Origin of the sequence: Blastococcus sp. KM273128 (assembly GCF_021698975.1) — a bacterium.
Taxonomy (GTDB): Bacteria; Actinomycetota; Actinomycetes; order Mycobacteriales; family Geodermatophilaceae; genus Blastococcus.
Window position 1 is genome coordinate 1 of record NZ_SSXA01000070.1, and the last position, 21,920, is coordinate 21,920.

General features: G+C 73.7%; 24 protein-coding genes. 11 read left to right on the forward strand and 13 right to left on the reverse strand.

All coding sequences use genetic code 11. The features are described 5' to 3' along the window. Positions 1-72: 72 nt before the first annotated feature. Positions 73-318 (reverse strand): MarR family transcriptional regulator, encoded by a 246-nt coding sequence (locus E9529_RS16945; RefSeq protein ID WP_236832446.1) that lies wholly within the window; start codon positions 316-318, stop codon positions 73-75. A 118-nt stretch (positions 319-436) separates the two neighbouring features. Next, on the reverse strand, positions 437-1,108 hold the full coding sequence (locus E9529_RS16950) for a TetR/AcrR family transcriptional regulator (RefSeq protein ID WP_236832447.1): 672 nt from the start codon (positions 1,106-1,108) through the stop codon (positions 437-439). A gap of 128 nt (positions 1,109-1,236) precedes the next feature. On the opposite strand from E9529_RS16950, the gene E9529_RS16955 reads away from it, so the two are divergent. Beyond that, entirely contained in the window at positions 1,237-3,591 is a 2,355-nt protein-coding gene (locus E9529_RS16955) for an MMPL family transporter (RefSeq protein WP_236832448.1), read from the forward strand. 647 nt (positions 3,592-4,238) lie between these two features. On the opposite strand, the gene E9529_RS16960 is transcribed toward E9529_RS16955, so the two are convergent. Beyond that, entirely contained in the window at positions 4,239-4,562 is a 324-nt protein-coding gene (locus tag E9529_RS16960) for a helix-turn-helix domain-containing protein (RefSeq protein ID WP_236832449.1), read from the reverse strand. 221 nt (positions 4,563-4,783) lie between these two features. Between E9529_RS16960 and E9529_RS16965 the strand changes: the two genes are divergently transcribed. Further along, positions 4,784-5,209, forward strand: a complete 426-nt coding sequence (locus E9529_RS16965; protein WP_236832450.1) for a DoxX family protein — start codon at positions 4,784-4,786, stop codon at positions 5,207-5,209. A gap of 23 nt (positions 5,210-5,232) precedes the next feature. Further along, positions 5,233-5,718 (forward strand): peroxiredoxin, encoded by a 486-nt coding sequence (locus E9529_RS16970; protein WP_236832451.1) that lies wholly within the window; start codon positions 5,233-5,235, stop codon positions 5,716-5,718. Positions 5,719-5,736: 18 nt separating this feature from the next. Here E9529_RS16970 and E9529_RS16975 read toward each other — a convergent pair whose 3' ends face one another. The 4 genes from E9529_RS16975 to E9529_RS16990 all read right to left on the reverse strand — a co-directional run bounded on the left by E9529_RS16975 (position 5,737) and on the right by E9529_RS16990 (position 8,962). Beyond that, positions 5,737-6,060 (reverse strand): hypothetical protein, encoded by a 324-nt coding sequence (locus E9529_RS16975; RefSeq protein WP_236832452.1) that lies wholly within the window; start codon positions 6,058-6,060, stop codon positions 5,737-5,739. Positions 6,061-6,292: 232 nt separating this feature from the next. After that, on the reverse strand, positions 6,293-7,948 hold the full coding sequence (locus E9529_RS16980) for an MDR family MFS transporter (protein WP_236832453.1): 1,656 nt from the start codon (positions 7,946-7,948) through the stop codon (positions 6,293-6,295). Between the two features lie 116 nt (positions 7,949-8,064). Continuing rightward, positions 8,065-8,583, reverse strand: coding sequence for a MarR family winged helix-turn-helix transcriptional regulator (locus E9529_RS16985; RefSeq protein WP_236832454.1), 519 nt, complete (start codon positions 8,581-8,583; stop codon positions 8,065-8,067). A 64-nt stretch (positions 8,584-8,647) separates the two neighbouring features. Then, positions 8,648-8,962 carry a hypothetical protein gene (locus E9529_RS16990; protein ID WP_236832455.1) on the reverse strand — a complete coding sequence of 105 codons (315 nt, stop codon included), beginning with the start codon at positions 8,960-8,962 and terminating at the stop codon, positions 8,648-8,650. A gap of 397 nt (positions 8,963-9,359) precedes the next feature. Here E9529_RS16990 and E9529_RS16995 point away from each other — a divergent pair, with 397 nt between their 5' ends. Beyond that, entirely contained in the window at positions 9,360-10,187 is an 828-nt protein-coding gene (locus E9529_RS16995) for an HNH endonuclease (protein ID WP_236832456.1), read from the forward strand. A gap of 764 nt (positions 10,188-10,951) precedes the next feature. Beyond that, positions 10,952-11,365 (forward strand): hypothetical protein, encoded by a 414-nt coding sequence (locus tag E9529_RS17000; RefSeq protein WP_236832457.1) that lies wholly within the window; start codon positions 10,952-10,954, stop codon positions 11,363-11,365. A gap of 149 nt (positions 11,366-11,514) precedes the next feature. Here the strand turns inward: E9529_RS17000 and E9529_RS17005 are convergent, their stop codons facing one another. Together E9529_RS17005 and E9529_RS17010 are read right to left on the reverse strand one after the other, a co-directional pair. Next, on the reverse strand, positions 11,515-11,961 hold the full coding sequence (locus tag E9529_RS17005; RefSeq protein ID WP_236832458.1) for a cupin domain-containing protein: 447 nt from the start codon (positions 11,959-11,961) through the stop codon (positions 11,515-11,517). A gap of 64 nt (positions 11,962-12,025) precedes the next feature. Next, the gene (locus E9529_RS17010) at positions 12,026-14,575 is read right to left on the reverse strand and encodes a LuxR family transcriptional regulator (protein WP_236832459.1); all 2,550 of its coding nucleotides are present in this window, start codon (positions 14,573-14,575) and stop codon (positions 12,026-12,028) included. A gap of 76 nt (positions 14,576-14,651) precedes the next feature. On the opposite strand from E9529_RS17010, the gene E9529_RS17015 reads away from it, so the two are divergent. Further along, positions 14,652-15,524: an SDR family oxidoreductase gene (locus tag E9529_RS17015; protein ID WP_236832460.1), complete on the forward strand. Its 873-nt coding sequence runs from the start codon at positions 14,652-14,654 to the stop codon at positions 15,522-15,524. Positions 15,525-15,689: 165 nt separating this feature from the next. Further along, positions 15,690-16,679 (forward strand): SDR family oxidoreductase, encoded by a 990-nt coding sequence (locus E9529_RS17020; protein ID WP_236832461.1) that lies wholly within the window; start codon positions 15,690-15,692, stop codon positions 16,677-16,679. Here the strand turns inward: E9529_RS17020 and E9529_RS17025 are convergent. Continuing rightward, on the reverse strand, positions 16,669-17,061 hold the full coding sequence (locus E9529_RS17025; RefSeq protein ID WP_236832462.1) for a DUF2200 domain-containing protein: 393 nt from the start codon (positions 17,059-17,061) through the stop codon (positions 16,669-16,671). The two genes, E9529_RS17020 and E9529_RS17025, sit on opposite strands and share 11 nt — an antisense overlap. 127 nt (positions 17,062-17,188) lie before the next feature. Here E9529_RS17025 and E9529_RS22790 point away from each other — a divergent pair, with 127 nt between their 5' ends. Continuing rightward, a complete protein-coding gene (locus E9529_RS22790; protein ID WP_308195302.1) occupies positions 17,189-17,494 on the forward strand; it encodes a DUF1918 domain-containing protein in 306 nt (101 codons plus the stop codon). On the opposite strand, the gene E9529_RS22795 is transcribed toward E9529_RS22790, so the two are convergent. After that, a complete protein-coding gene (locus E9529_RS22795; RefSeq protein ID WP_236832463.1) occupies positions 17,389-18,099 on the reverse strand; it encodes an SRPBCC family protein in 711 nt (236 codons plus the stop codon). The genes E9529_RS22790 and E9529_RS22795 overlap by 106 nt on opposite strands. Before the next feature lie 4 nt (positions 18,100-18,103). After that, a complete protein-coding gene (locus tag E9529_RS17040; protein ID WP_236832464.1) occupies positions 18,104-19,816 on the reverse strand; it encodes an FAD-dependent oxidoreductase in 1,713 nt (570 codons plus the stop codon). Positions 19,817-19,903: 87 nt separating this feature from the next. Between E9529_RS17040 and E9529_RS17045 the strand changes: the two genes are divergently transcribed. Both E9529_RS17045 and E9529_RS17050 read left to right on the forward strand, forming a co-directional pair. After that, complete coding sequence (locus tag E9529_RS17045) at positions 19,904-20,758, forward strand: hypothetical protein (RefSeq protein WP_236832465.1); 855 nt, start codon at positions 19,904-19,906, stop codon at positions 20,756-20,758. Next, positions 20,755-21,237, forward strand: a complete 483-nt coding sequence (locus E9529_RS17050; RefSeq protein ID WP_236832466.1) for a hypothetical protein — start codon at positions 20,755-20,757, stop codon at positions 21,235-21,237. The genes E9529_RS17045 and E9529_RS17050 overlap by 4 nt, the downstream gene beginning before the upstream one ends. A gap of 5 nt (positions 21,238-21,242) precedes the next feature. On the opposite strand, the gene E9529_RS17055 is transcribed toward E9529_RS17050, so the two are convergent. Continuing rightward, on the reverse strand, positions 21,243-21,614 hold the full coding sequence (locus E9529_RS17055; RefSeq protein WP_236832467.1) for a cyclic nucleotide-binding/CBS domain-containing protein: 372 nt from the start codon (positions 21,612-21,614) through the stop codon (positions 21,243-21,245). 170 nt (positions 21,615-21,784) lie between these two features. On the opposite strand from E9529_RS17055, the gene E9529_RS22985 reads away from it, so the two are divergent. Then, positions 21,785-21,920, forward strand: a 136-nt coding sequence (locus E9529_RS22985) for a GNAT family N-acetyltransferase (RefSeq protein WP_374201363.1), incomplete at its 3' end; no start/stop codon positions are given.

Consider the following 21,920-nt stretch of genomic DNA (forward strand, 5'->3'; position numbering starts at 1 on the left):
ATGAGACCTTCGACAAGCCACATCGTCCCTGGTCAGAGGGGCATTCGTGCTTTCCGACGCGCAGCCACACGCCTATTCGATGGTGGATCGGGGCTGAGCCAGCGAGTAGAGGTCGCTGCGGACGCCTGGCTCTCTGGTGCGTTCGACGAGGCCGAGGTCCATCAACTGATGCATGGCAACGGAGATGGCGGCGGGGCTGACACGCAGATCTTCGGCGAACTCTCCGGCCGTGTGGATGTCGTGATCGGCGACGAGGGCGTAGGCCAGCACGCGCGCCGGCATGGGGGGAATGGCCAGTCGACGCAGTACCAGCGCCAACCGCTCGACCAGCTCGAGCAGGTCTGCTCGATCGGGGACATGCCCCAGGCTCGGGTCCCCGCCTGCCGGCCGCTCTACGGATCGACATGACGGACCTCGAGGGTGCGAGACCCTCGGGTCAGGACCGTTCATCGCGGCCGGACAGGGAACTGGCGATGCGGAGCGTGGCCACTCCGGTTCGGAGCCCGTCAATGGCGTCCTGCTCGTCGAGCGGCGGCAGCGGCTCAGCGCCCGGCGGGTTGAGCGCATCGAAGGCCAGGGAGAGGTAGCGGCGGCGGACGGCGGGGGTCGCTCGGGGGGTGGAGAGACCGACCAGCAGCATGCTGAAGACGCGCGGGATGTCGTGGGGCTGCAGGTCGGCTCGCATCTCGCCGGCGTCCTGGGCCCGTCGCAGCAGAACGGCGAAGGGGTCGACGAAGTCCCGCAACAGCTCGTCGGTGAGCACGGCGAAGTTCGCCGAGGACGCGATGAGCCCGCGCTCCCTGTCGACCAGGTCCAACAGGCGGTCGGCGATCGCCATGAAAGTGGCCCTGGGTGTCTTCTCGGCACAGGACTCGGTGAGCAGGGGAACGAGTTCGGTGTCGAAGATGGACCGGTAGACCGCGCGGGCCAACAGGTCGCGGTTGGGGAAGTGCCGGTACAGGGTGGCAATGCCAAGCCCGGCCTCGGCGGCAATCTCCTCCAGCGACGCCTGCCCGTCCCGGGCGAAGACGCTGCGCGCGGCGGTGATCAGGCGTCCTGCGTTGGAGGTCGCGTCGCGTCGCCGGCTCTTCACCGCCTCGTCGGCCATCGCGTCCTCTCGGGGTGCCGTCATCAGGGTCCGCCGCGTCGTCGTCCGGCCGATGCTATCGTCCCGCCTGATAGTTGACTATCACTTCGATGATCATGGTCGTCGAGTGAGACAAGCCAGGGGGACCCGTGTCGACGTTTCTCTACCGCGTGGGACGGGCCGCCTACCGCCACCCGCTCCGCGCGATCGGCGCCTGGGTACTGCTGTTGGCGCTCCTGATCGGCGCTCTCGTGCTGAATCCGCCGCGGTTGAGCACCGAATTCCGCATCGACGGCACGCCGGCGCAGGAGGTCATCGACCAGCTGGGCCGCGAGCTGCCCGAGGCGGCCGGCGGACAGGGCTCGATCGTCTTCCAGGCGCCCGAGGGCGAGCGCCTCGACTCGCCCGGCCTGGCCGCCGCGGTCGCCGAGTCGGTCGCGGACGTCTATGCCGTCGAGCACGTCGTCGACCCGGCGGAGCTGCTCGCCGCCCAATCCGAGCGCGATGGCGCCCCCGCCCCCCCGGGTGGGAGCCCGCCGGGGAACCCGGAGCAGGCGCCGACTGCCCCGCCGGCCGGCATGCTCGTGGTCGACGGCCAGCCGGTGCTCGGAGTGACCGTGTCCCCCGACGGGCGGGTGGCGCTCCTGCAGTTCCAGTTCACCGACCAGCTCTTCGAGCTACCCGCCGGGACGGTCGGCGACACGGTGGCGGCCGCGGAGGGCCCGGCGGAGGCCGCCGACATCGCCGTCCTGCCCGGCGCCACCCTGCAGGAGATTCCCGAGGTCATCGGGATCGCGGAGATCGTGGGCGTCGGTGTCGCGGCCCTCGTGCTCCTGGTCACCCTCGGCTCCGTGGTCGCCGCCGGCCTGCCGCTGGCCAATGCCCTGGTCGGAGTGGCCACCGGCATCGGCGGGGCCTTCGCCCTGGGTCACCTGTTCCAGCTCAACTCCATCTCCGTCGTCCTGGCACTCATGCTCGGCCTGGCGGTCGGGATCGACTACGCCCTGTTCATCGTCAACCGGCAGCGCTGGCTCATCCTGCACAAGGGGCTGGACGCGCAGGAGGCCACGGCCCGCGCGGTCGGCACCGCCGGCAGCGCCGTCTTCTTCGCCGGCACCACGGTCGTGATCGCCCTGACCGCCCTGCTCGTGGTCGGCATCACGCTGCTCAGCGTCATGGCCCTGATCGCCGCCGCGACCGTCGCCGTCGCCGTTCTCGTCGCGCTGACCTTCCTGCCGGCCCTGCTGGGCCTGCTCAAGGAGCGGATCTGCTCGCCCGCGGCCCGCCGTCGCGCGGCCGGTCATGCCGACCGGTCGCACTCCCCGTCGCGGCGGTGGTCCGGCTTCGTCGTGCGGCACCGCCTGCTGGTCGTTCTGGCCGTCGTCGCGGTCACCGCCCTGCTGGCCGTGCCGATGACCGGCATGCGGCTGGGCATGCCCTCGGCGGAGAGCTACAGCAGCGGCACGCCGCAGCGGGAGGGGTACGACGCCGTCGCGGCGAGTTTCGGGGAGGGCTTCAACGGCCCCCTCGTCGTGGTCGCCAGCTCCACCGACCCCGGCGCACCCCTGGATCAGCAGGTCCTGCAGGCTGTGGTGGGGGACCTCGGCGCGCTGGACGGCGTGCAGAGCGCCATCCCGGCCGGGCTCAGTCAGGACGGCGCGACCGCGGTGCTGTCGGTCATCCCCGCCAGCGGACCGACCGACGAGGCCACCGAGGAACTGGTCACCGAGATCCGCGACCGCGCCGATCGCTATGCCGGCGAGTTCGGCATCGACCTCGGCGTCACCGGCCTCACCGCCATCGGGATCGACATGTCCGAGCGGCTGGCCGAGGTCCTGCCGCTCTACCTCGCCGTCGTCCTCGGCCTGTCGCTGCTGGTGCTGCTGCTGGTCTTCCGGTCGGTCCTCGTCCCGATCAAGGCCACCGCCGGCTTCCTGCTCAGCATCCTGGCCACCTTCGGCGCCACCACCGCGGTGTTCCAGTGGGGCTGGCTCAACGAGGTCTTCGGGTTCGACACCACCACGCCGGTGATGAGCATGCTGCCGATCATCGTCACCGGCGTGCTGTACGGCCTGGCGATGGACTACCAGATCTTCCTGGTCTCCTCCATGCGCGAATCCCACGTCCACGGCCACCACGGCACCGACAGCGTGGTCGACGGGTTCACCCAGGCCAGCCGGGTCGTGGTGGCCGCGGCCGTCATCATGATCGCCGTCTTCAGCGGGTTCATCTTCAACGCCGACCCGATGGTCAAGCAGATGGGCTTCGCGCTCGCCATCGGCATCACCATCGACGCCTTCCTCATCCGCCTCACCCTGGTCCCGGCGGTGATGTCCATGTTCGGCGACCGTGCCTGGTGGCTGCCCCGATGGCTGGACCGCATCCTGCCCGACCTCGACGTGGAAGGCGACAAGCTCCTGCAGCAACTCGACCGGCAGAGCCAGGACGCCGCCGCGTCAGAGCCGCAAGGCGCCGAGGAACCGGTGTCGACCCCGAGCCGATGAGCGCCGGCACTCCCGGCAGGACGACCACGCAGACGTCGGCCCGCGGGCGGAACCTGCGGCAGTGGGGACGGCGGCTGAGCGCCGCTTCCGCCGCCGTGTCGGCCACCCTTGCTTGGCGGGCCGACTGAAACCGTCCGGCACACGCGCGGGCCGGAGTAGGGCCCACACGCACGCTGGCACGGCGCCTCGGAGGTCCTCAGCGCGACCCTCGACGGCCTGATCACCCTCTGGCTCCTGCGCGAGGGCGAACGCGACACCCCCCGGCCGGAACGGACCGTCACCGCCGCGGCGCTGCTGCCCATCGCACGGTGCGCACCGTTCATCGATGGCGACGGCGGCGGCGAGCGCCAGGCCCAGGTCGGCGAAGGCCTCCTCCTGCTCGGCGCCGACCCCTCCGATCCCTGCCGTCGTCCCCCCGGGAGAGCCGCGTCGTCCGGCGCCGCCTGCAGATCGGCGGTGAGCACGCCGAGGTCCTCGTCGGCCGGCGTCGCCGGTGATCGTGGCGCTGCACTCGCCGTCCCGCCGGGACACCGATCGGACTCACGAACCCAGAACGGGTTCTGCGGATGCTCACCGTCCTGTCATCGCACGGCAAGTGTGGCGGTGGCAGATCGTCCCGTCGAGATCCGATGTCGATTGCAGAGCACCTACGGGTGTCCCGGGGACACTCCGGAGTCGCATCCGTGTTCCGGCGCGGAGCCGGCGATGTCCCACCGGTCGGCCCACGCGGCCAACTGCCGCAGGACAGGGATCAGTGCCAGCGCCGGCTCGGTGGCGGCATACCCCGCTCCCTCCCGTCCGGCGCCGGTCCGCCTCACGAGCCCGGCACCCTCGAGCCGGCGCAGCCGTTCACACAGGAGACGGTCGGACAGCCCTGGCACCCAGGCCCGGATGTCAGTGAACCGTTCCGCGCCACCCAGCACGGCCAGCATGATGGAGCCGGTCCAGCGGGCGCCGATCAGCTCGATCACCGCCTGCAGACGCGGGCAGTGGCCGCTCGGCCAGCCTGCGGACGGCGGAACCTCCGGACGCATGGACCCATGATGCCCCCAGTGCCCTGCCGATCCCGCGGCATGCAGCCGGTCGCTCCGGAGCAGACCTGTCGCTCGGGAAGATTGTCACTTACCATTGGTAAGTGACCCGGTCTCATCTGGTCGATCCACGTACCGGGTACGGATTACGAGGTGACGTGATGGACGTGCTCGTGCTGGTGGGGCGCATCCTGTTCGCTCCGCTGTTCCTCGCGTCCGGGTTGGGGCACCTGGCCCGCACGTCGATGATGGCCGGCTACACCGCATCGCGAGGCGTGCCCAAGGCGATCGCCCCGGCCCTCGTGCTGGGCAGCGGCCTGCTGATCATTGCCGGCAGCCTCATGGTGCTGTTCGGGGTGTGGGGTGATCTCGGCGCCGTGTTCCTGACCGCATTCCTGGTGCCGACCGCGCTGATCATGCACGGCCCGTGGGGGGTCGCCGACGCGCAGGCCCGGATGATGGAGCAGACGCAGCTGCTCAAGGACCTCGCGCTGGCCGGGGCCTCGCTCATGATTCTGGCGCTGTTCGCCTTCGCCGGGTCCGACCTGGGCCTGACGCTCACCGGCCCCCTGTTCGACCTGGGCTGACGGCGCAACTGGGGAGGGAAGGAATGGCACGCTCCGGACTTCTCGAGGTCGGCGCCCCGGCACCCGAGTTCACCCTTCCCGACCAGACCGGTCGGACGGTAGAGCTCTCGAGCCTGCTCGCCGAGGGGCCGGTCGTCGTGTTCTTCTACCCGGCGGCGATGAGCCCCGGCTGCACCGCCCAGAGCTGCCACTTCCGGGACCTGGCCGCGGAGTTCGCCGCCGCCGGGGCACGGGTCGTGGGGGTCAGCCGGGACAGCGTGGACCGGCAGGGGCGTTTCGACCAGGCCCACGAGTTGGGATATCCGCTGCTGGCCGACGTAACGGGCGAGGTGTGCCGCGCCTTCGGGGTGGCCCGGGCGCCGGGCCACCTGCTGCCGCTGCGCCGCGCCACGTTCGTCGTCGCTCCCGACCGGCGGATCCTGGCGGTAATCCACAGCGAACTGCGCATGGAGGCCCACGCCGATCGAGCGCTGGACGTTCTCCGGCGTCGCGCCGCAGCAGCCGGTTGACAGACACCCGCCGGGGACTCAGTCGGTGGCGTCCGGCTGTCCTGTGTGGTGCCGGCCCGGGCGATCTGCCGGCGGCGGAGGACACCCGGCGCGCAGCCAGGATTCCATCGCGGCGACCCCCAGCGCCGCCTCCACCGCGATCAGGACCTGCCGGCGATCCGGCCCCCGCCAGACGGGCGGCCCGGCCGCCAGCCACTCGGTCAGCACCGCGAGACGTCCTGTCCACGCCGTGCCCATGGCCAGGCAGCCCGTCATCAGACACCACAGCAGGAGGCGGGCCGCGGCCAGCAGCCACATCGCCAGGGCGAGGAGGTACAGCCTGCTTCGAAGGTAGAACTCCACCCCGCCCCCTCTCCCCAGGGGTCGTGCACCCGTACCAGATCGCATCCCCGGCTCACTCGGGCGGTTGCGAACCGCAACCATCATCCCGCGGCGCCGCGCCGAAAGGAAGGGGCCGGCCCGCCGCACCGGGCAAGGGGACGCGGGAGGATGCACGGAGAACCCCCGAGCCTCCCCGACACGCAGGCGGGGCCGGCGCCGATGCGGGTCGTTCGGCGACGCCGGAGGAAGGCCCCTACGGCTGCGCCTCCGGGCGCCGCGCGCCGGCCGCGGCCCGGCCGTGGGAAGAGGTGGGGACTGCGGCGTCGTCCGCGCCGTGCCCCCGAGCGCTGTCCGGATCGACCGCCGTCTCGAAGGCCTCGGCGAGGTTCTCCCCGGTGGGGTGCTCCTGCGCGTGACGGCGCAGCGGGGTCTCCCGCAGGAACAGCAGCAGCACGAGGCCCAGCAGGGCAAACGGCACGGCCGCGAGGAAGGTGGTCTGCAGCGCATCGGCGAAGCCGGTGATGACCGCGGTGTGCACGGGTTCGGGCAAGGCGGCGATCTGCTCGGGGCTGCCCAGCGTCGGAGTTCCGCCGGCGATCCGGTCGGCCGGGACGCCGGCCTCGGCGAGGCGGGACGGGATGGTGTCGGCAAGGCGATGGGTCAGCAGCGCGCCGAACACCGCCACCCCCAGGGCACCGCCCAGTGACCGGAAGAACGTCGCCCCGGAGGTGGCCACGCCCAGGTCCTTCTGCGCCACCGCGTTCTGGGTGGCCAGCACGAGCACCTGCATCACCAGGCCGATACCGACCCCGGTGACCAGCATGTACAGCCCGGCCACCACCAGCGAGGTGTCCACGGCCAGCCGGCTCATCAGACCCAGCCCGACCGCGGCGATCAGCAGGCCGACGATCGGGAAGATCTTGTACCGGCCGGTGGCCGTGATCGCCCGCCCCGAGCCGATCGAGGCGGCGAGCAGACCCACCATGAGCGGCAGCGTCAGCAGCCCCGACGCCGTCGGCGACTCCCCCTTGACGATCTGCAGGTACTGCGGCAGGAAGATGATCGCACCGAACATCGCGACACCGACGACGAAGCCGGCCAGGCTGGTGATGACGAAGGTGTGGTTGGCGAACAGGTGCGGAGGCATGATCGGCTCGCGGGCGCGGCGCTCCTGCCAGACGGCCAGGACCAGCATCACGGCGGCTACGGCCGCCAGCACGTAGGTCCAGGTCGAGTTCCAGGCGAACTCCTTGCCACCCAGGGACAGCATCAGCAGCAGCGCGCTGACCGACGCCACGATGAAGAACGCGCCGAGCCAGTCGATGGCGTGCCTGCTGCGCGGGAACGGCAGCTGGAGCACCCGCTCGGTCACGACCAGCGCCACCACGCCGATCGGGATGCCCACCCAGAACGTCCACCGCCAGGACAGGTGCTCGACCAGGAATCCGCCCAGCAGCGGTCCGGCGACGGTCGCGATCCCGAACACCGAGCCGATGTAGCCCTGGTAACGGCCCCGCTCCCGCGGGCTGACGACGTCGCCGATGATCGCCTGCGACAACGCCATCAGCCCGCCGACACCCAGCCCCTGCACCGCCCGGAACGCGATCAACTGGGCCATGTCCTGAGCGAAGCCGCTGGCCAGGGACGCGGCCAGGAAGATCCCGATGGCGGACTGGAACATGATCTTCCGCCCGTACAGATCGGACAGCTTGCCCCAGATCGGTGTGGAGGCGGTGGAGGTCAGCAGGGTGGCCGAGACCACCCACGCCAGCTGCTCCTGACCACCGAGCTCTCCCACGATGGTCGGCAAGGCGGTCGCCACGATCGTCTGTGAGAGCGCCGCCACCAGCATGCCCAGCATGAGCCCGACCAGCACGGTCAGGATCTGGCGATGGCTCAGGGCCGGCATGACCGGCGCGGTGCGCCGTGTTCCGTGCCGACCGTCGGCGGGTGTCGAACTCACGGGTGTGGCCTCTCTGTAGCGAACCGCGGGAGGGGGAAACGACCGTCTCAGCAGGGAATCCCTCAGACCGAGACGTGGATCTGACTCTGGGCCGACAATGGAGGATTGCCCGTCCGCGCGCCGGCGAGTCGGGCGTCCAGCCCCGCGTTCAGCCGCTCCAGCAGGGCGGCCAGAGTCCTCCGGTCATCCGCCGGCCAGGAATTGAGTAGTTCCCGGACCAAGCCGCGGCGGGCCTTCCGAGTGGCCGCCACGGCCCGGTGCCCCGTCGCGGTCAGTCGCAGACGGCACGCCCGCCCATCCTCAGGATCGGCTTCCCGCGCGATCAACCCCGCCTGCTGCAAGGACGCTACGTGCCTGCTCACCGTCGACGCGTCGAGGCCGAGCAGCGCCGCCAACGCTCCGTTGCGCAGCGGACCCTCGTCGCGCAAACGACCGAGGATCAAATATGCGGACCGCTCCAACGGCTGCGCCGACGACTCGGCGTGCAGGTGGACCCGTTGCGCCCGCTGAACGAGGAGGGTCAGCTCGCGTTCGATGCGCTCCAACGGATCGGAGACACCCGATTCCACGCGCTGTTGCATGAGGCAACCATATTACCCAGTCCGGCGCGCGTCCATATCACACGCGAGACCCGTGGCGTCACGGTCAACCAGGGTCGCCGGGATCCTGCGCCTGCGGCGGCTGCGCGACCAGCCAGAGCTCGAGCTCGGCGATGCCCCTGGCGGCCTGCCGCCGGAGTTCGGCGTCGTCCTTCACCGGCGCGCCATGGTCGACCTCGACACTGCGCCGTCTGGCACCCATGGCCGAGCACGCCACCCCGCACACCCCGAGGGCGAACGAGCCGAGGGCGCACCAGCCGAAGAAGCGGAGGAACTCCTCCAGCAACAGCGACAAGGCCAAGGCCATCGCGGCCCCGCTCGACCCAACCACGTTGTCCTCCTCGGCGAGGTGCCGGGACACCGGACGGGCCACGGCAAGGCCCGCAGCAGAACAGCATTCCTGATCTCGACAGCGACGGGAACTGGGCTTTCCAGACTCGCCACGCGAGGAGAGAAACGTGGGACAAGCCTGGCCCGCTAAGGCACACGGAAGGCACAGCACCCGCCTGACTCGGGACTGACCAGCGAAGATGGCGCTTGGGGTCTCAAGCCTTCCAAGCTGGCCATGCCGGTTCGATCCCGGTCACCCGCTCCACGCATTCGCGCATTTCATGCCGCCTGCTAGGCCCGGCCTGGCCCTGAGCCCTGCGGGAGTGGGGCGCCGCGGGCCCATCGCTGCCACACCGAGCGGCGGGCTCCGTCGATGCCCCTCCTTCGGAGGACGACCACCGTCGATTGGCTGCCTACCGTCCCCGTCCGTGGGAAGAGGTGCACTACTCGCGGAGGACATCGTCGGTGAGATCGTCACCTTCCTGACCGGCGGCGCGGGGAAGAGCCTCCTGACCGTCGCCCTACTCTTCGCGCTCGCGTGGAGACTCGCCCACCACCGATCTCGGCCGCAAGACCCCGGTCACCGGGATCCGGTCCGCCGCTTCTCACGGGTGCAGAAGGCCGAGATTCTGCGGCGGGCCGGTCACCGCTGCGAGCACCCTCAGGCGATCTCCGGTCGGTGCTCGGCGACGACGCAGCTGGAGGCCGACCACGTCCATCCGCACAGCCGTGGCGGCTGGACCATGGTGGAGAACGGTCAGGCGCTGTGTCGACGGCACAACAAGCAGAAGCGGGCTCGCGTCCCCTCCAACGCCGACCTGCGTCTCCTCGCGCGACGCCGGATCGGCTACTTCCCGCAGGGCGTTCCGACAGTCGTCACCCGGTTCGCTCCCCGCGGCGTCGACCTGACACCTGTCGTCGCCGCGGCGGCTTCCTTCGTCTCCTCGTCCGGCCGGAAGCCCGGTCTGGCAGCCTCCAGCCAACCGCCCCCGGTCACCGTCCCGCCTCCTGTCGGAGCAGGCGTGGCGAACGTCCATCTGTTCGAGGCCCCTCGTACCGTGGAAGTCCTCGTGGACGGCACCTGGTGGCCGGGCCTGCAGAGGGCGTGGCGGCGAGACGAGAACGGCTGGATGGCCGAGGTGGCCTGGTTCGAGGGCTACGGCGGCGCCGGAGGTAGTCGAGTCGCCACCCTCCCCGCTGCGCTGATCCGCCTCCCCACAGCGCAGTCGCCCTCCGACGCCACCAGGGCACGGTAGCGGCTCATCTGTGCAGGTCGACGGGCTTCAACGCCATGCGGACACCGCCCTTCGAGAGCCGGTCCGGTGCCCCGTAGCTGCCCGCTATGGGACAGGCGGCCGCGGGCGGCGCTTCCGGATCGCCCGGAGCGCCCGCAGGGCAACTGCGCGGGATAGGTAGCGCTTCTTGAGGCAGCCCGACATCTCGGTGTATCCCTCGCTGTGCGGTGCCCGGCCGGCTCACATCCGGCCCGGCACCGCGGCGGCACGCCTGACGGCGGACAGCCATGCCACTCCCGATGGAGCGCTTGTGGGCAGCCCAGGCCACTGCCCCCGGGGCCGCCTTCGAGGCATCCAGCCGGGCGCGGCAGTGGCAGCTTTTGCCGCGGTGGGTCGGGCCAATCCCTGGCTCATGTGTGGATCACGAACCACGTCAGGGCGCGACAGCAAGGCGCTGATCAGGACAGACGCGGAGGAGGTCCCGCCTTCCAAGCTGGCCATGCGGTTCGATCCCGGTCACCCGCTCCACCGCGGTGCGTGCGCTCAGGGACTGGAGCCTCACCGGCTCACGGCAGGGCAGGACCCTCGGCTTCGTCGCCAACGGCAGGACGCTGCGGCCGCGACTGCAGCACGAGGCAGAGCGACGCGGGCAGGCGCCCCCACCGTCAACCTGCCGAGCTCCTGACCGTTCGCGCGGGACTGCTGGAGCCCTCCCCGGAGCCCGTCCCGGCTCCTACGATGCAGCCAGCACCCCCGATGACGCCCACGAACGGACGGTGCCGGCCGTGGACCTGCCGATGCTCGCAGCCGCCTCCCTCTTCGCGGGTACGGCGGCATACGGGGCCGTGGTCGGAGCGCGCGAGGAGATCGCCGGGGAGCCCTTCGGATGGCGGCTCCCCGGCCGGGTCGCCCGGCACCAGGCATGGGGCTACGGCTCCGGCACGATGGCGCCCTGGCCGATGCCGGTCATGGCCCTGACCGCCGCTGCCCGGGCCGGTGGGGAGTCGGAACAGCCCGCTCGGGTGTGCCTCGGCATCGGGTCCGTCTGCCTGATCGGCACCGTCGTCGAACCGCAGACCTGGGGGCGTCGCTCCACCTCGCGCGCCGCGACCGTGGCCACGGCGCTGCACCTGCTCTCCGGCGCGGCACTCGTCCTGGCAGGTCAGCGCGCCACGCTGGCCCACCGCCGCTCCCGGTGAGCGGCCACGGCCTCGGCGTGCCGCACCGGCGTCCGACGGTGGTCCCGACATGGCGGTGCCGACCATGTCGCCGCACCACGAGGTGACGGCCGGGCACAGGCTCGCCGCGCCCGTGACCGGGGCGCTGCCCTCGACCGGGCCCGCCGGGCTCATCCGGCCGCGAGCGCGACACCGTGGCGGCTGGTCACCGACCGGATCGCCGGCATCGACTCCTCGATCGGCCGGTCGACCGCAACGGTGTCGGCGAAGTCGGCGAAGAACCGCCCGGCGCCGTCGCCGGAGGTGACCACCAGGATCCGGGCGGGTCCGCCGACGACCCCGAAGGTGGCCGGCGTACCGGCCGGGACGACGACCAGCCCGCCCGGCTCCACGTCGTGGGACGCCCCGTCGACGACCACGGTGATCCGGCCCTCCAGCAGGAAGAGCACGCCGGCCCACGGCGAGATGTGGGGCGGAGCCATCGGCGCCACCGGCGCGACCACCTCGAAGACCTCGAAGGTGCCGCCGGCGTCCCGGACGGTGGCCTTCGCGATGTGGTCGCCGTCGATCATGCGGTGGTGCCGGCCTTCCCCGGGCCGGACGTGGACGGTGCTCATGGCTCCTCCTCGGGGTGAGGCGGACAGCCTCTTCCGGCGGAGCGGCGGGTTCGCGAGTAGTGCGCTACCCGACTCCGAGGACGTCCGCCAGGGCGGTGCGCTCGGAGACGCCGAGCTTGCGGCCGGCGCGGTAGAGGTGGCCCTCCACGGTGCGCACCGACACGGTCAGCCGCGCGGCGATCTGCTTGTTGGACATCCCGCGCGCGGCCAGCGCGGCGATCTCCCGCTCGCGGGTGGTCAGCGGCAGCGGGCGGACCGCCACCGCCAGAGCCGGGGTACGGGCGCCGGACCGCCCGGCCATCCTCTCGGCGAGGGCCGCGGCGGAGAGGGCCGACCCCTGCCGCCCGTGCCGTCGGTGCAGGTCGGCGGCCTGGGCCGCCGCATCGCCGGCGGCGACGACGTCACCCAGCCGGGCCCACGCGTCGGCCGTCCCGAGCAACGCCTCGCCGTCCTGCTCCGCCCAGGCCCGGGCATGGGCGACGGCCACCGCCGCCCGGGGGCTCAGCCCGGCGAGGGCCGTCAGGCGGGGCAGCGCCGCAGCCGCGTCGCCGAACTGGACCGCGGTCTGCCAGGCCAGCACCTCGTAGGCGGGGGCGCCCGTCCGGCGAGCGAGGCCGGCCGCGGCGACGGCGTGGCGGAGCGACTCGGTCACCGACCCCTCCGCGGCTGCTCCCCACGCGAGCGCCAGCAGGTCGTCGGGCGCGTGCAGCCGGTAGGCCGGGTGCTGCCCGGTGACGATGCCGGCCAGCAGCGGACCGGCCCGCGACACCTCACCGGCCTGCGCCCAGGCCGTCGCCAGCAGCGTTCGGCAACGGAATCGGAACTCGTGCCGCGACTCCGCCAGCCCGGCCCACGCCTCGCGCAGCAGGGGCAGCGCGTCGCCGACCCGGCCGCCGGCGAGGGCGGCGTGCCCGGCGACCACCAGCCCCATCAGCCGGGCCGGGCCCGGGAGGTCGGCCGACGCGGCGTGCATCCGCCGGGCCTGCCGGTCCGCCCGGTCGGGCCTCCCGGCGAGGCGGTGCCCGAGCACCTGCAGGTCGGCGAGCCCGAACCCGGGGATGCCCGTGGGCACCCGGTCGGCGGTGAGCCCACCCACCACGGCGGAGTCGTCGAGCAGCCCGGGGTCCCCGGTGACGGCGGCCGCCGCGGACACCGCGGAGGCGACAAGGATCCGGGCCAGGTCGTCGGGCAGCTCCGCGTGCAGCAGTTCCCGGCCGCGCGCCAGCACGGTCTCGACCTCCCCGCCCGCGGCGGCCAGGGCGAGGGACATGCCCGCGACGTGGAGCCGGGCCGCCCCGGTGGCCTCGGCCGCGGCCAGGGCCCGGCGGGCGTCCTCCGGCCGGGCCAGCGTCCACAGCAGGTTGCCCGTGCGGTGGAGCTCGGCCCAGGCGCGCGTCCCGCCGTCCGGGGCCGTCTCGGCGAGGTGGCCCAGGATCGCCTCGGCCTCCTCCCCGCGGCTGAGCCAGGACAGCGCCGCGGCGTGCACCAGCCGGGCGGCGGGATCGCCGGCCGCGGCGGCCCCACGGGCCAGCCGCTCGGCCAGCGGGAGGTCGTACACCCGGATCGCGGCCTCGGCAGCCCTCAGAAACAGCGAGTGATCCGGGGGCAGGTCGGAGTCGAGGGCGAGGACCGCCCGCGGGATCGGGTCCCGAGCCGCGTCCAGGGTCTGCGCCACCCGCCCGCGCAGGCGGCGCGCGCGAACGGTGCCCATGACCTCGCGGCGGACCTCCCCGTAGAGCGGGTGCGCCAGCCTGGCGACCAGCCCGTCGGTGCGCACCAGGCCTCGGCCCTCGGCCGCCTCCACATCCGCCGGCGAGGTCAGCGCGGACAGCGTCGGCACCGCCACCGGCTCGGCCAGCGCGACCAGGTCGACGACGTCCTGCACCCCGGGCTCGAGGTGGCCGATCTGCTGCTCGAGGAGATCGACCAGCTCCGGGGTGACCGCCGGCTCGCTGGTCCACCGCCAGAGCCCGGACGCCGGCGCGAACCGGCCCGCCGCCACCTCCCCGGTCAGCAGGTGCCGCAGGAACAGCGGGCTCCCCTCGGTCAGCCTCCACAACCGGTGGGCGGAACCCGGCTCGACCGGCCCACCGACGACCCGCGCGACCAGGCCGGCGGTGCAGGCGGCGTCGAGCGGAGCCAGGTCCAGGCGCGGGACGTGGTCATCCTTCCACAGGGCGGTCACCGTGTCCGGGGCCGGCTCCCCGGTGCGGAGGGTGACCAGGACCGGCGCCAGCCGCCGCACCACCACGCGGTGGAGCACGATCGCGGAGTGCTCGTCGAGCAGGTGCGCGTCGTCGACGGCCAGCACCGGGTGCGGCTGCCGGGCGAGCGCCCCCAACGCTCGGCCGATCAGGTCCGCGCCGTCGCCCGCCGGGACGTCGAGCAGGCCGGCGAACGCGCCGAGGGGGTACGGACGGGCGGCCGTGCTGCCGTGGGCCCAGACGACGGTCGTCCCCCGGCCGCTGGGCGCGGCCAGCGCCTCGCGGGCCAGCCGGGTCTTCCCCACCCCCGGCGGGCCCGCGACCACGATCCCCACCGCCCCGGGCCGGAGGGCCGCCGCGACCCTGCGCAGCTCCTCGTCCCGTCCGGTGAGCGGCCAGGGCCGCTCCATGGGGGCAGGCTAGCGAGTTCCGATCGGGTACCGCACTACTCGACGTCGCGGCGCCGGTGCGCGCCAGGGTCGGTGCATGAGCACTCGAACCGTCCTCGTGACCGGCGCCGGCCGTGGCATCGGCCGGGCCATCGCCGTCCGCCTGGCGCACTCGGGCTGGCGGGTGCACGCCGGCGTGCGCAGCGACGTCGCGGCCAAGGGCCTGGCCGCGGAGTCCGACCTGATCACGCCTGTCGAGCTCGACGTCACCGTCCCGGAGCACCTGGCAGCGCTCGACCGCGCGCTGCCCGAGCGGCTCGACGCACTGGTCAACAACACCGGTGTCGCGGTGGCCGGACCGCTGGAGACGCTGTCCCGGGCCGACATGCAGCACCAGTTCGACGTGAACCTGTTCGGGCCGCTCTCCGTGACCCGGGCCGTGCTGCCCCGGCTGCGCCGGGCCCGGGGCCGGGTGCTCTTCGTCTCCTCGGTCAACGGCCGGGTGTCCTTCCCGTTCACCGGCATCTACAACGCCTCCAAGTACGCGACCGAGGCCGCCGCCGACTGCCTGCGCGTCGAGCTGCGCCCCTTCGGGGTCCAGGTGGGCCTCGTGGAGCCGGGCGTCGTCGACACCGATCCGTGGCACGGGATGGACCAGCTCATCGACGAGCTCGAGGCCGGCCTCGCCCCTGAGCACCGGGTGCTGTACGCGCCCCACTTCGCCGGCGAGCGCCGGTTGACCGCGAAGCTCCGGTCCGGCGCCAAACCACCCGATCGGGTCGCCGCCGTCGTCGAGCGCCAGCTGAGCCGCCGGCGGGTGCGGCCGCGCAGCCTGGTGGGCGCCGACGCCCGGTCGATCCTCGTCATGAAGGCGCTGCTCCCACCCCGCGCCCTGGACGCCGTCTGGGCCCGGGGCATCGGTCTACGGGATCGGCGAGACACCGCGGTCGCCTCTCCCGCCGTTCGGTGACCCGTGGACCTGCTCGGCCTCCGTCGCCGGAGGGTGCGGCCGGCGGGTCACACCGGGAGGTGCGCGGTCCGGAGCAAGCCGGCGCCAAGTGCGCCGCAAGCGGACCCGTCGAGGCTGCCTCCCGAGGCCGGGGCCGACCCGGCCCGCAACACGAGAGGCACCACCGTGGCACCGTCCCGCACCCCCGTTCCCGTCCTCGCCGGCCCCCTCCCCCCGGGTGTTCCGGTCCTCGTCATCGGCGCGACCGGCCAGGTCGGCCGCCAGGTCGTCGCCGCCCTGCTGTCCCGCGGCGCGACCGTCCACGCCCTGCTCCGCGACCCCGAGGGCGCCGACGTGCCGGCCGGCGTCCGGCGCATCCGCGGGGACCTCCGCGACCCGGCCTCGCTGCGGGCGGCGCTGCACGGCGCCGGGGCGGCGTTCTACGTCTCCCCGCAAGAGACCGACGAGCGCGCCCTCGCCGCCGGCGTCGTCGCCGCCTGCGAGGCCGAGCGCGTGCGGCTGGTCTTCGTCGGCGTCCACGTGCACGCCCGCAGCCGCTGGCAGGAGGCCCTGCTGCGCGTCGTCTTCGGCCGGATCCTGCCGCACTACCGCGGCAAGATCGCCCTCGCCCGCGACGTCGCCCGGTCCCCGCTGCGCCCGGTGATGCTGGTCCCGGCCAACTTCATGCAGAACGACGAGGTGTTCGCCGAGGAGATCCGCGCCGGCAGGTACGTGACGCCGCTCAGCGACAAGGGCGTCAACCGGGTCGATCTGCGCGACGTCGGCGAGGCCGCCGCCCGGGCGCTGGTCGACGGCGACGTCGCCCCAGGTTCCTACGACGTCGCCGGGCCGCGCTCCGTCGGCGGGCGGGAGTCCGCGGCGGTGTGGGCCGAGGCCCTGGGGCGCCCGGTGGCCTACCTCGGGGACGACGACGCGGTCATGGTGCAGACCTTCGCCCGCCACCTGAGCGGGCAGCGGCTCGCGGACTGGACGGCGTCCTTCCGCGTGCTGCGCCGCATCTCGAGGCCGACCTCCCGCCGGGAGCTCGGCACGACCCGGCAGCTGCTCGGCCGGGAACCGCGGTCCTTCGAGGCCTACGTCCAGGACACCGTCGCGGCGTGGCGCGCCGCCGGGCTGCTGGAGAGCGGGTCCCTGGAGGTCGGCCTCACCCGGTAGCGCGGGCCCGCACCGTGGTGCGGCTGTCGTCGCCACCGCGCAGCACCTTGGTCATCGGCCGGCCCTTGGCGATCTCGTCGACGAGCTTGTCGAGCATGCGGATCCTGCGCATGAGGGGGTCCTCGACCTCTTCCACGCGGACCCCGCAGATGCTGCCGGTGATGAGCGCCGCGTGGGGCGTCATCGCCGGGGCGTGCTCGAAGAAGGCCGCGAAGTCCACCTCGTCCTCCAGCGCTGCGGCGAGGCCGGCGGCGTCGTAGCCGGTGAGCCAGCAGATCGCCTGGTCGACCTCCTCCCGGGTACGCCCTTTCCGCTCGGCCTTGGCCACGTAGTGCGGGTAGACGCTGGCGAATGGGGTCGAGAAGATGCGGTGTGCGGGCACGACGGGCCTCCGGGGGTGCGGTCGCAGCGGCCTGGTCCCGGGACGCTAACGCGGCGCACCTCGCGTGACGAGAAGCCGCACCCCTGCCGGGACGGCACCGAGGCCCTGCGGCCCGGGACCAAAGGCCGTGGTCGGCCGCCCTCCTCCCGATCCACCCTGGGGGGACGGGTGGCTCACCGCTGCCGAGGCTGGGCCCCCGCCGAGCACCGGGGAGGCGGTCGTGCAGGTACGGGTGGGTGACTGGCTGGTCGTGCACAGTCGGCACGTGGACGAGGGCGTCCGCGAGGGACAGGTCGTCGAGATCCCGCACGCCGACGGCAGCCCGCCCTACCTGGTCCGCTGGTCGGACGACGAGCGGACCAGCCTGGTCTTCCCCGGCCCGGACGTCAGCTTCCGCCCCGAGCGGCACGCGACCGAGCCCGCGGCGGGCTGACGACCGCTCGACCCGGTCACCGAGAGGTAGCCACGGGCTGCGGCGTAGGGTGCCGCGGCCCTCCGCAGCAGCGCCCGGAGCCCGAGCACCGCCGCCGGCCACACGGCGGCCGCGGCCACCGCCGGCGCCAGGCCGGGCTCGCACACCGTCGGCGCCAGCAGCCGCGTGCCCAGCCGCCGCGCCAGCGCCTCACCGCCCTCCTCCATCAGCGCCCGGTGGTTCCAGACGAAGACCGGTCGTCCCAGCGGCGAGAGCAGCCGCATCCAGAGCAGCTGCGGGCGCACCTCCCAGTCGAAGGCCACGACCGCCCCGCCCTCGACCCCGGTCACCTCCCAGCGGCCCTCCCCCTCGACCCGGCCGGTCACCGTCGTCCGCACACCGCGCAGCGGGTCGTCGCGCAGCACCCGCGCCTCGAACTGCATCCGGTAGGGCAACCGGGTCCGGAAGACGAACCGCCACACCTCGCCGTCGCCGGCCGGCACCGGCGTCACGCTCTGCACCGACGGCCACCACCCCGGCCACCCCTCGACGGCGCGCACCACCTCGCGCACCGCGTCCGGCGCCGCCGCGACCCGCCACTCGTCGCGGAACACGTAGGCGGCCACGGGTTCAGCCCTCCGCCGCGGCGGCCCACGCGAGGTACTGGTGCACGAGCGCGACGGCGATCGCCCCCGCCCCCACCCCGGAGGCGACCCGCTTCACCGAGCCCGCCCGCACATCCCCGGCCGCGAAGACGCCGGGCACGCTGGTCTCCAGGAACATCGGCGGCCGATCCAGCGGCCAGCCCGGCGTCGCGCCGCCCAGGTCCGGCCCGGTCAGCACGAAGCCGGCCCGGTCCTTCGCCACCGAGTCGCCGAGGCACGCGGACGCCGGCGTCGAGCCGATGAGCACGAAGACGGCGTCCGCGCCGGGCGCCTGCCGCTCCCCCGTGTCGAGGTCCTCGACGACGACCTCCTCGAGCACCTGCCCGCCCGACCCGTCGACGACCTGCACGCACGCGCGGACGTCGATGTTCGGTGCCTCGTCGATCTCGTGCACCAGGTAGTCCGACATCGTCGTCGCGAGGCCCCTGCGCGCGAGCACCGTCACCTGCTCGGCGTAGCGGGCCAGGTGCACCGCGGCCTGCCCCGCGGAGTTGCCCCCACCGACGACCAGCACCCGCCGACCGGCCATCGCCTGCGCCTCGCTCACCGCCGCCCCGTAGAAGAGCCCGCGCCCCTGGAACGCTTCCAGGTCCGGCACCTCCAGCCGCCGCCACTCGGCCCCGGTCGCCACCACGACGGTGCGGGCCCGCAGCGTCGCCCCGTCGGAGAGGTGCACCCGGTGCTCGCCGTCGGCGCCCGACAGCCCGACCATGCTGCGCGACCAGAGGAAGGTGGCGCCGAACGACCACGCCTGCTGGTAGGCGCTCGCCGCGAGCCGGTTGCCGCTGATGCCGCGCGGGAAGCCGAGGTAGTTGCGGATCAGCGAGCTCGTCACGGCCTGTCCGCCCATGGCCAGCGGCTCGATGACCAGCGTGCGCAGCCCCTCGGACGCGGCGTACACGGCGGCGCTGAGGCCGGCCGGCCCGGCACCCACCACGACGACGTCGAAGAGCGTGCCCTCGTCGACCGGCTCGAGCACCCCGAAGGCGGCGGCAATGTCCAGCGCGCTCGGGTCGGTCAGCGCCGGCACCTCCGGCCGGAACCGCAGGACGACGACCGGCAGCGCGGGCTGCTCCAGCCCCAGCGCCGCCAGCATCTCCCGGCCCTCCGGCGCGGAGGCCTCGTAGAAGCCGACCGGCACCCGGTTGCGGGTGAACATGTCCCGCAGCTCCTGGGACCGGGGCGACCACCGCTCGCCGATCAGCTGCACCGCCTCGTAGCCCGATCCCTGGCGGGCGTCCCACTCGGCGAGCAGCTCGGCGACCGAGAGGTGGAAGTCCTCGTCACCGGTCCGCTCCGGCCGGTAGAGCCACCCGTCCAGCCGCCCCAGGGTGATCGCCTCGAAGATCGGCGCTGCCGTCTCCAGGTCCCCCCACCGCACGACGCAGGCGCGCACCGCCCCCGGCGCCAGGGTGCCCGCACGGTCGAGCACGTCGAGCCCGCCGGGGTCGGCCGGGCCGAGCCCCGCCAGCACGATGGCGACCGGGGTGCCGCCGTCCCGCAGCTGCGCGACCCGGGTGGCGACGTCGTCCCCGGTCTCGCACACCGCGACCGCGTAGTCGGCCCCGTAGCGCCGGCGCAGCTCGGCCCCGACCTGCTCGCGCACCGGCGGGTCCCGGCTCACCAGGACCAGTGCCCCGCGGGGGAGGTAATCGCTGTCGGGCTCGGACGCAGCCACATAGCATGCCTAGGGCGTTCCTGCACGGGGGTCAAGGGACATCGGGCCCGCCGCCCGTCCGGTACTCCACCGCACCGAGGTCTGCTCATGACCGGTCCACACGGATCCCGCGCCGTGCTCCCCGGCACGCGCCGGATGCTGCAAGCCTTCACCGCGCTCACCCTGCTGGCGTTCGTCGCGCTGTTCATCGGCTCGTCGCGCACCGCCGACCACTTCGCCTGGACCATCGAGCCACCGGCGACCGCCGCCTTCCTCGGCGCCGCCTACGCCGCCGGGTGCGTGCTCGTCGCGCTGTCGCTGCGCACCCCGGTGTGGGCGCACGTCCGCATCCCGTTCGCCACCGTGCTGGTCTTCACCGTTCTCACGCTGGCCGCCACCCTGCTGCACCGGGACCGCTTCCACTTCGGGGACCCCGGCCTGGTGGCGAACGCGGCCGCTTGGTTCTGGCTCGCCGTCTACGTGGTCGTGCCGGTGGGGATGCTCGCGATGCTGGTCGCCCAGGAGCGGCTCCCCCACCCCGACCCGCCGCGCCGGCTGCTGCTGCCCGCCGGGCTGGCCACGGTGCTCGCGGTGCAGGGCGCGGTCTTCCTCGTCGCGGGGGCGGTGCTGTACGCCGCCCCGGCCACGGAGTCGTCGCTGTGGCCCTGGACGCTCACCCCGCTCACGGCGCGCGCGGTCGGGGCGTGGCTGATCGCCTTCGGCGTCGGCATCGCGCTGGCCCTGCGCGACCGGGACCTCGACCGGCTCCGGCTCGCCGCGGTCGCCTACGCCGTGTTCGGCGCGCTCGAACTGGTCGTGCTCGCGCGGTACCCCGACGTGGTGCGGTGGGACTCCGCGGCGGCGTGGGTGTACGTCGCCCTCATGGTCTCGACCGTGGTCAGCGCGGGGTACGCGCTGCGCCGTCTGCGCGCCGCTCAACCGGTCGAGGCGGGGTCGCGGTGAGCCGGGCCCACCTGTGGCGCGGCGCGCTGGCCGGCTACGCCGCGAGCCGCACCATGGACGTCGCGACCGCGGCGTTCTACCGCCGGCAGGACGACGCCTCCCGCGCCCGCGAGGACGAGATCGCCCCGGGCGGCACGCTGGTGCAGCTCGGCAAGCAGCTGGGCACCGCCGTGGGGCGCGACCTGGACGACGACGCGGCCGGCCGCGTCGGGGTGGCGGTGCACCGGACGCTCGGGGTCATCTACGGCGTCCTCGCCGCGGCCCTCGTCCGGCGGGGGCTGCCGCCGCTCGTCGCCGGGCCGGCCGTCGGGGCCGCCGCCTTCCTGCTGGTCGACGAGGGGACGGCGCTGCCCACGCTCACCGCCTACCCGCTGGTGAGCCACGCCCGCGGGGTGGTCGGGCACGCCACCTTCGGCCTGGCCGCCGGGGTGCTGCTCGCGCTCGTCGACGACGACGACCGGCGGCGGCGGCGGCGGTGACCCCGCTACGCCGCGGGGCGCCCGAGCAGCACGCGGCACACCAGGGCGAGGTCGACCAGGCCCGTCAGCCGGCCGTCCTCCACCACGAGCAGGTACTGCTCCCCTCGGGACAGCATCAGCTCAGCGGCGTCCGCCACGGTCACCTCCGGGCCGACGCTGAGCGGGCCGGGCCGGTGCAGGTCGGTGATGCGGGTCTCCTCCGGGTTCTTCCCGTCGGCGACCGCCTGCGCGATGTCGGCGTCGCAGAGCATCGCCACGGGGCGGCGGCTCTCGGGGTCGCTGAGCACCACGAGAGCGCCGTCCCGCGCCCGTTTCATCAGGTAGGCCGCGCCGGCGAGGTGCGCGGTGCTCTCCACGGTCGTGACCGGGGGCCGCATCACCTCGCCCACGGTGAGCCGTCCGCCTGCATGCTGCTCCGACATCGCGGTCCCTTCCGAGAGGGGTGGGGACGTCGGCATTGTGCCGCTGATGACCGGCCGGCGGGAGCCGTGCGGCACCCCGGACCGCGAGAGGAGGGAGACGCGTGACCAGCAGTGCACCGGCCGTCGTGGACGACCGGGAGGCCGGCCGGTTCGAGGTCCTCGTCGGCGGGCAGGTCGCCGGCTACGCCGAGTACCGGCGCCGGGGCCCGTCGGTGGCGTTCACCCACACGGTCGTCGAGCCGGCGTTCGAGGGCCGGGGCG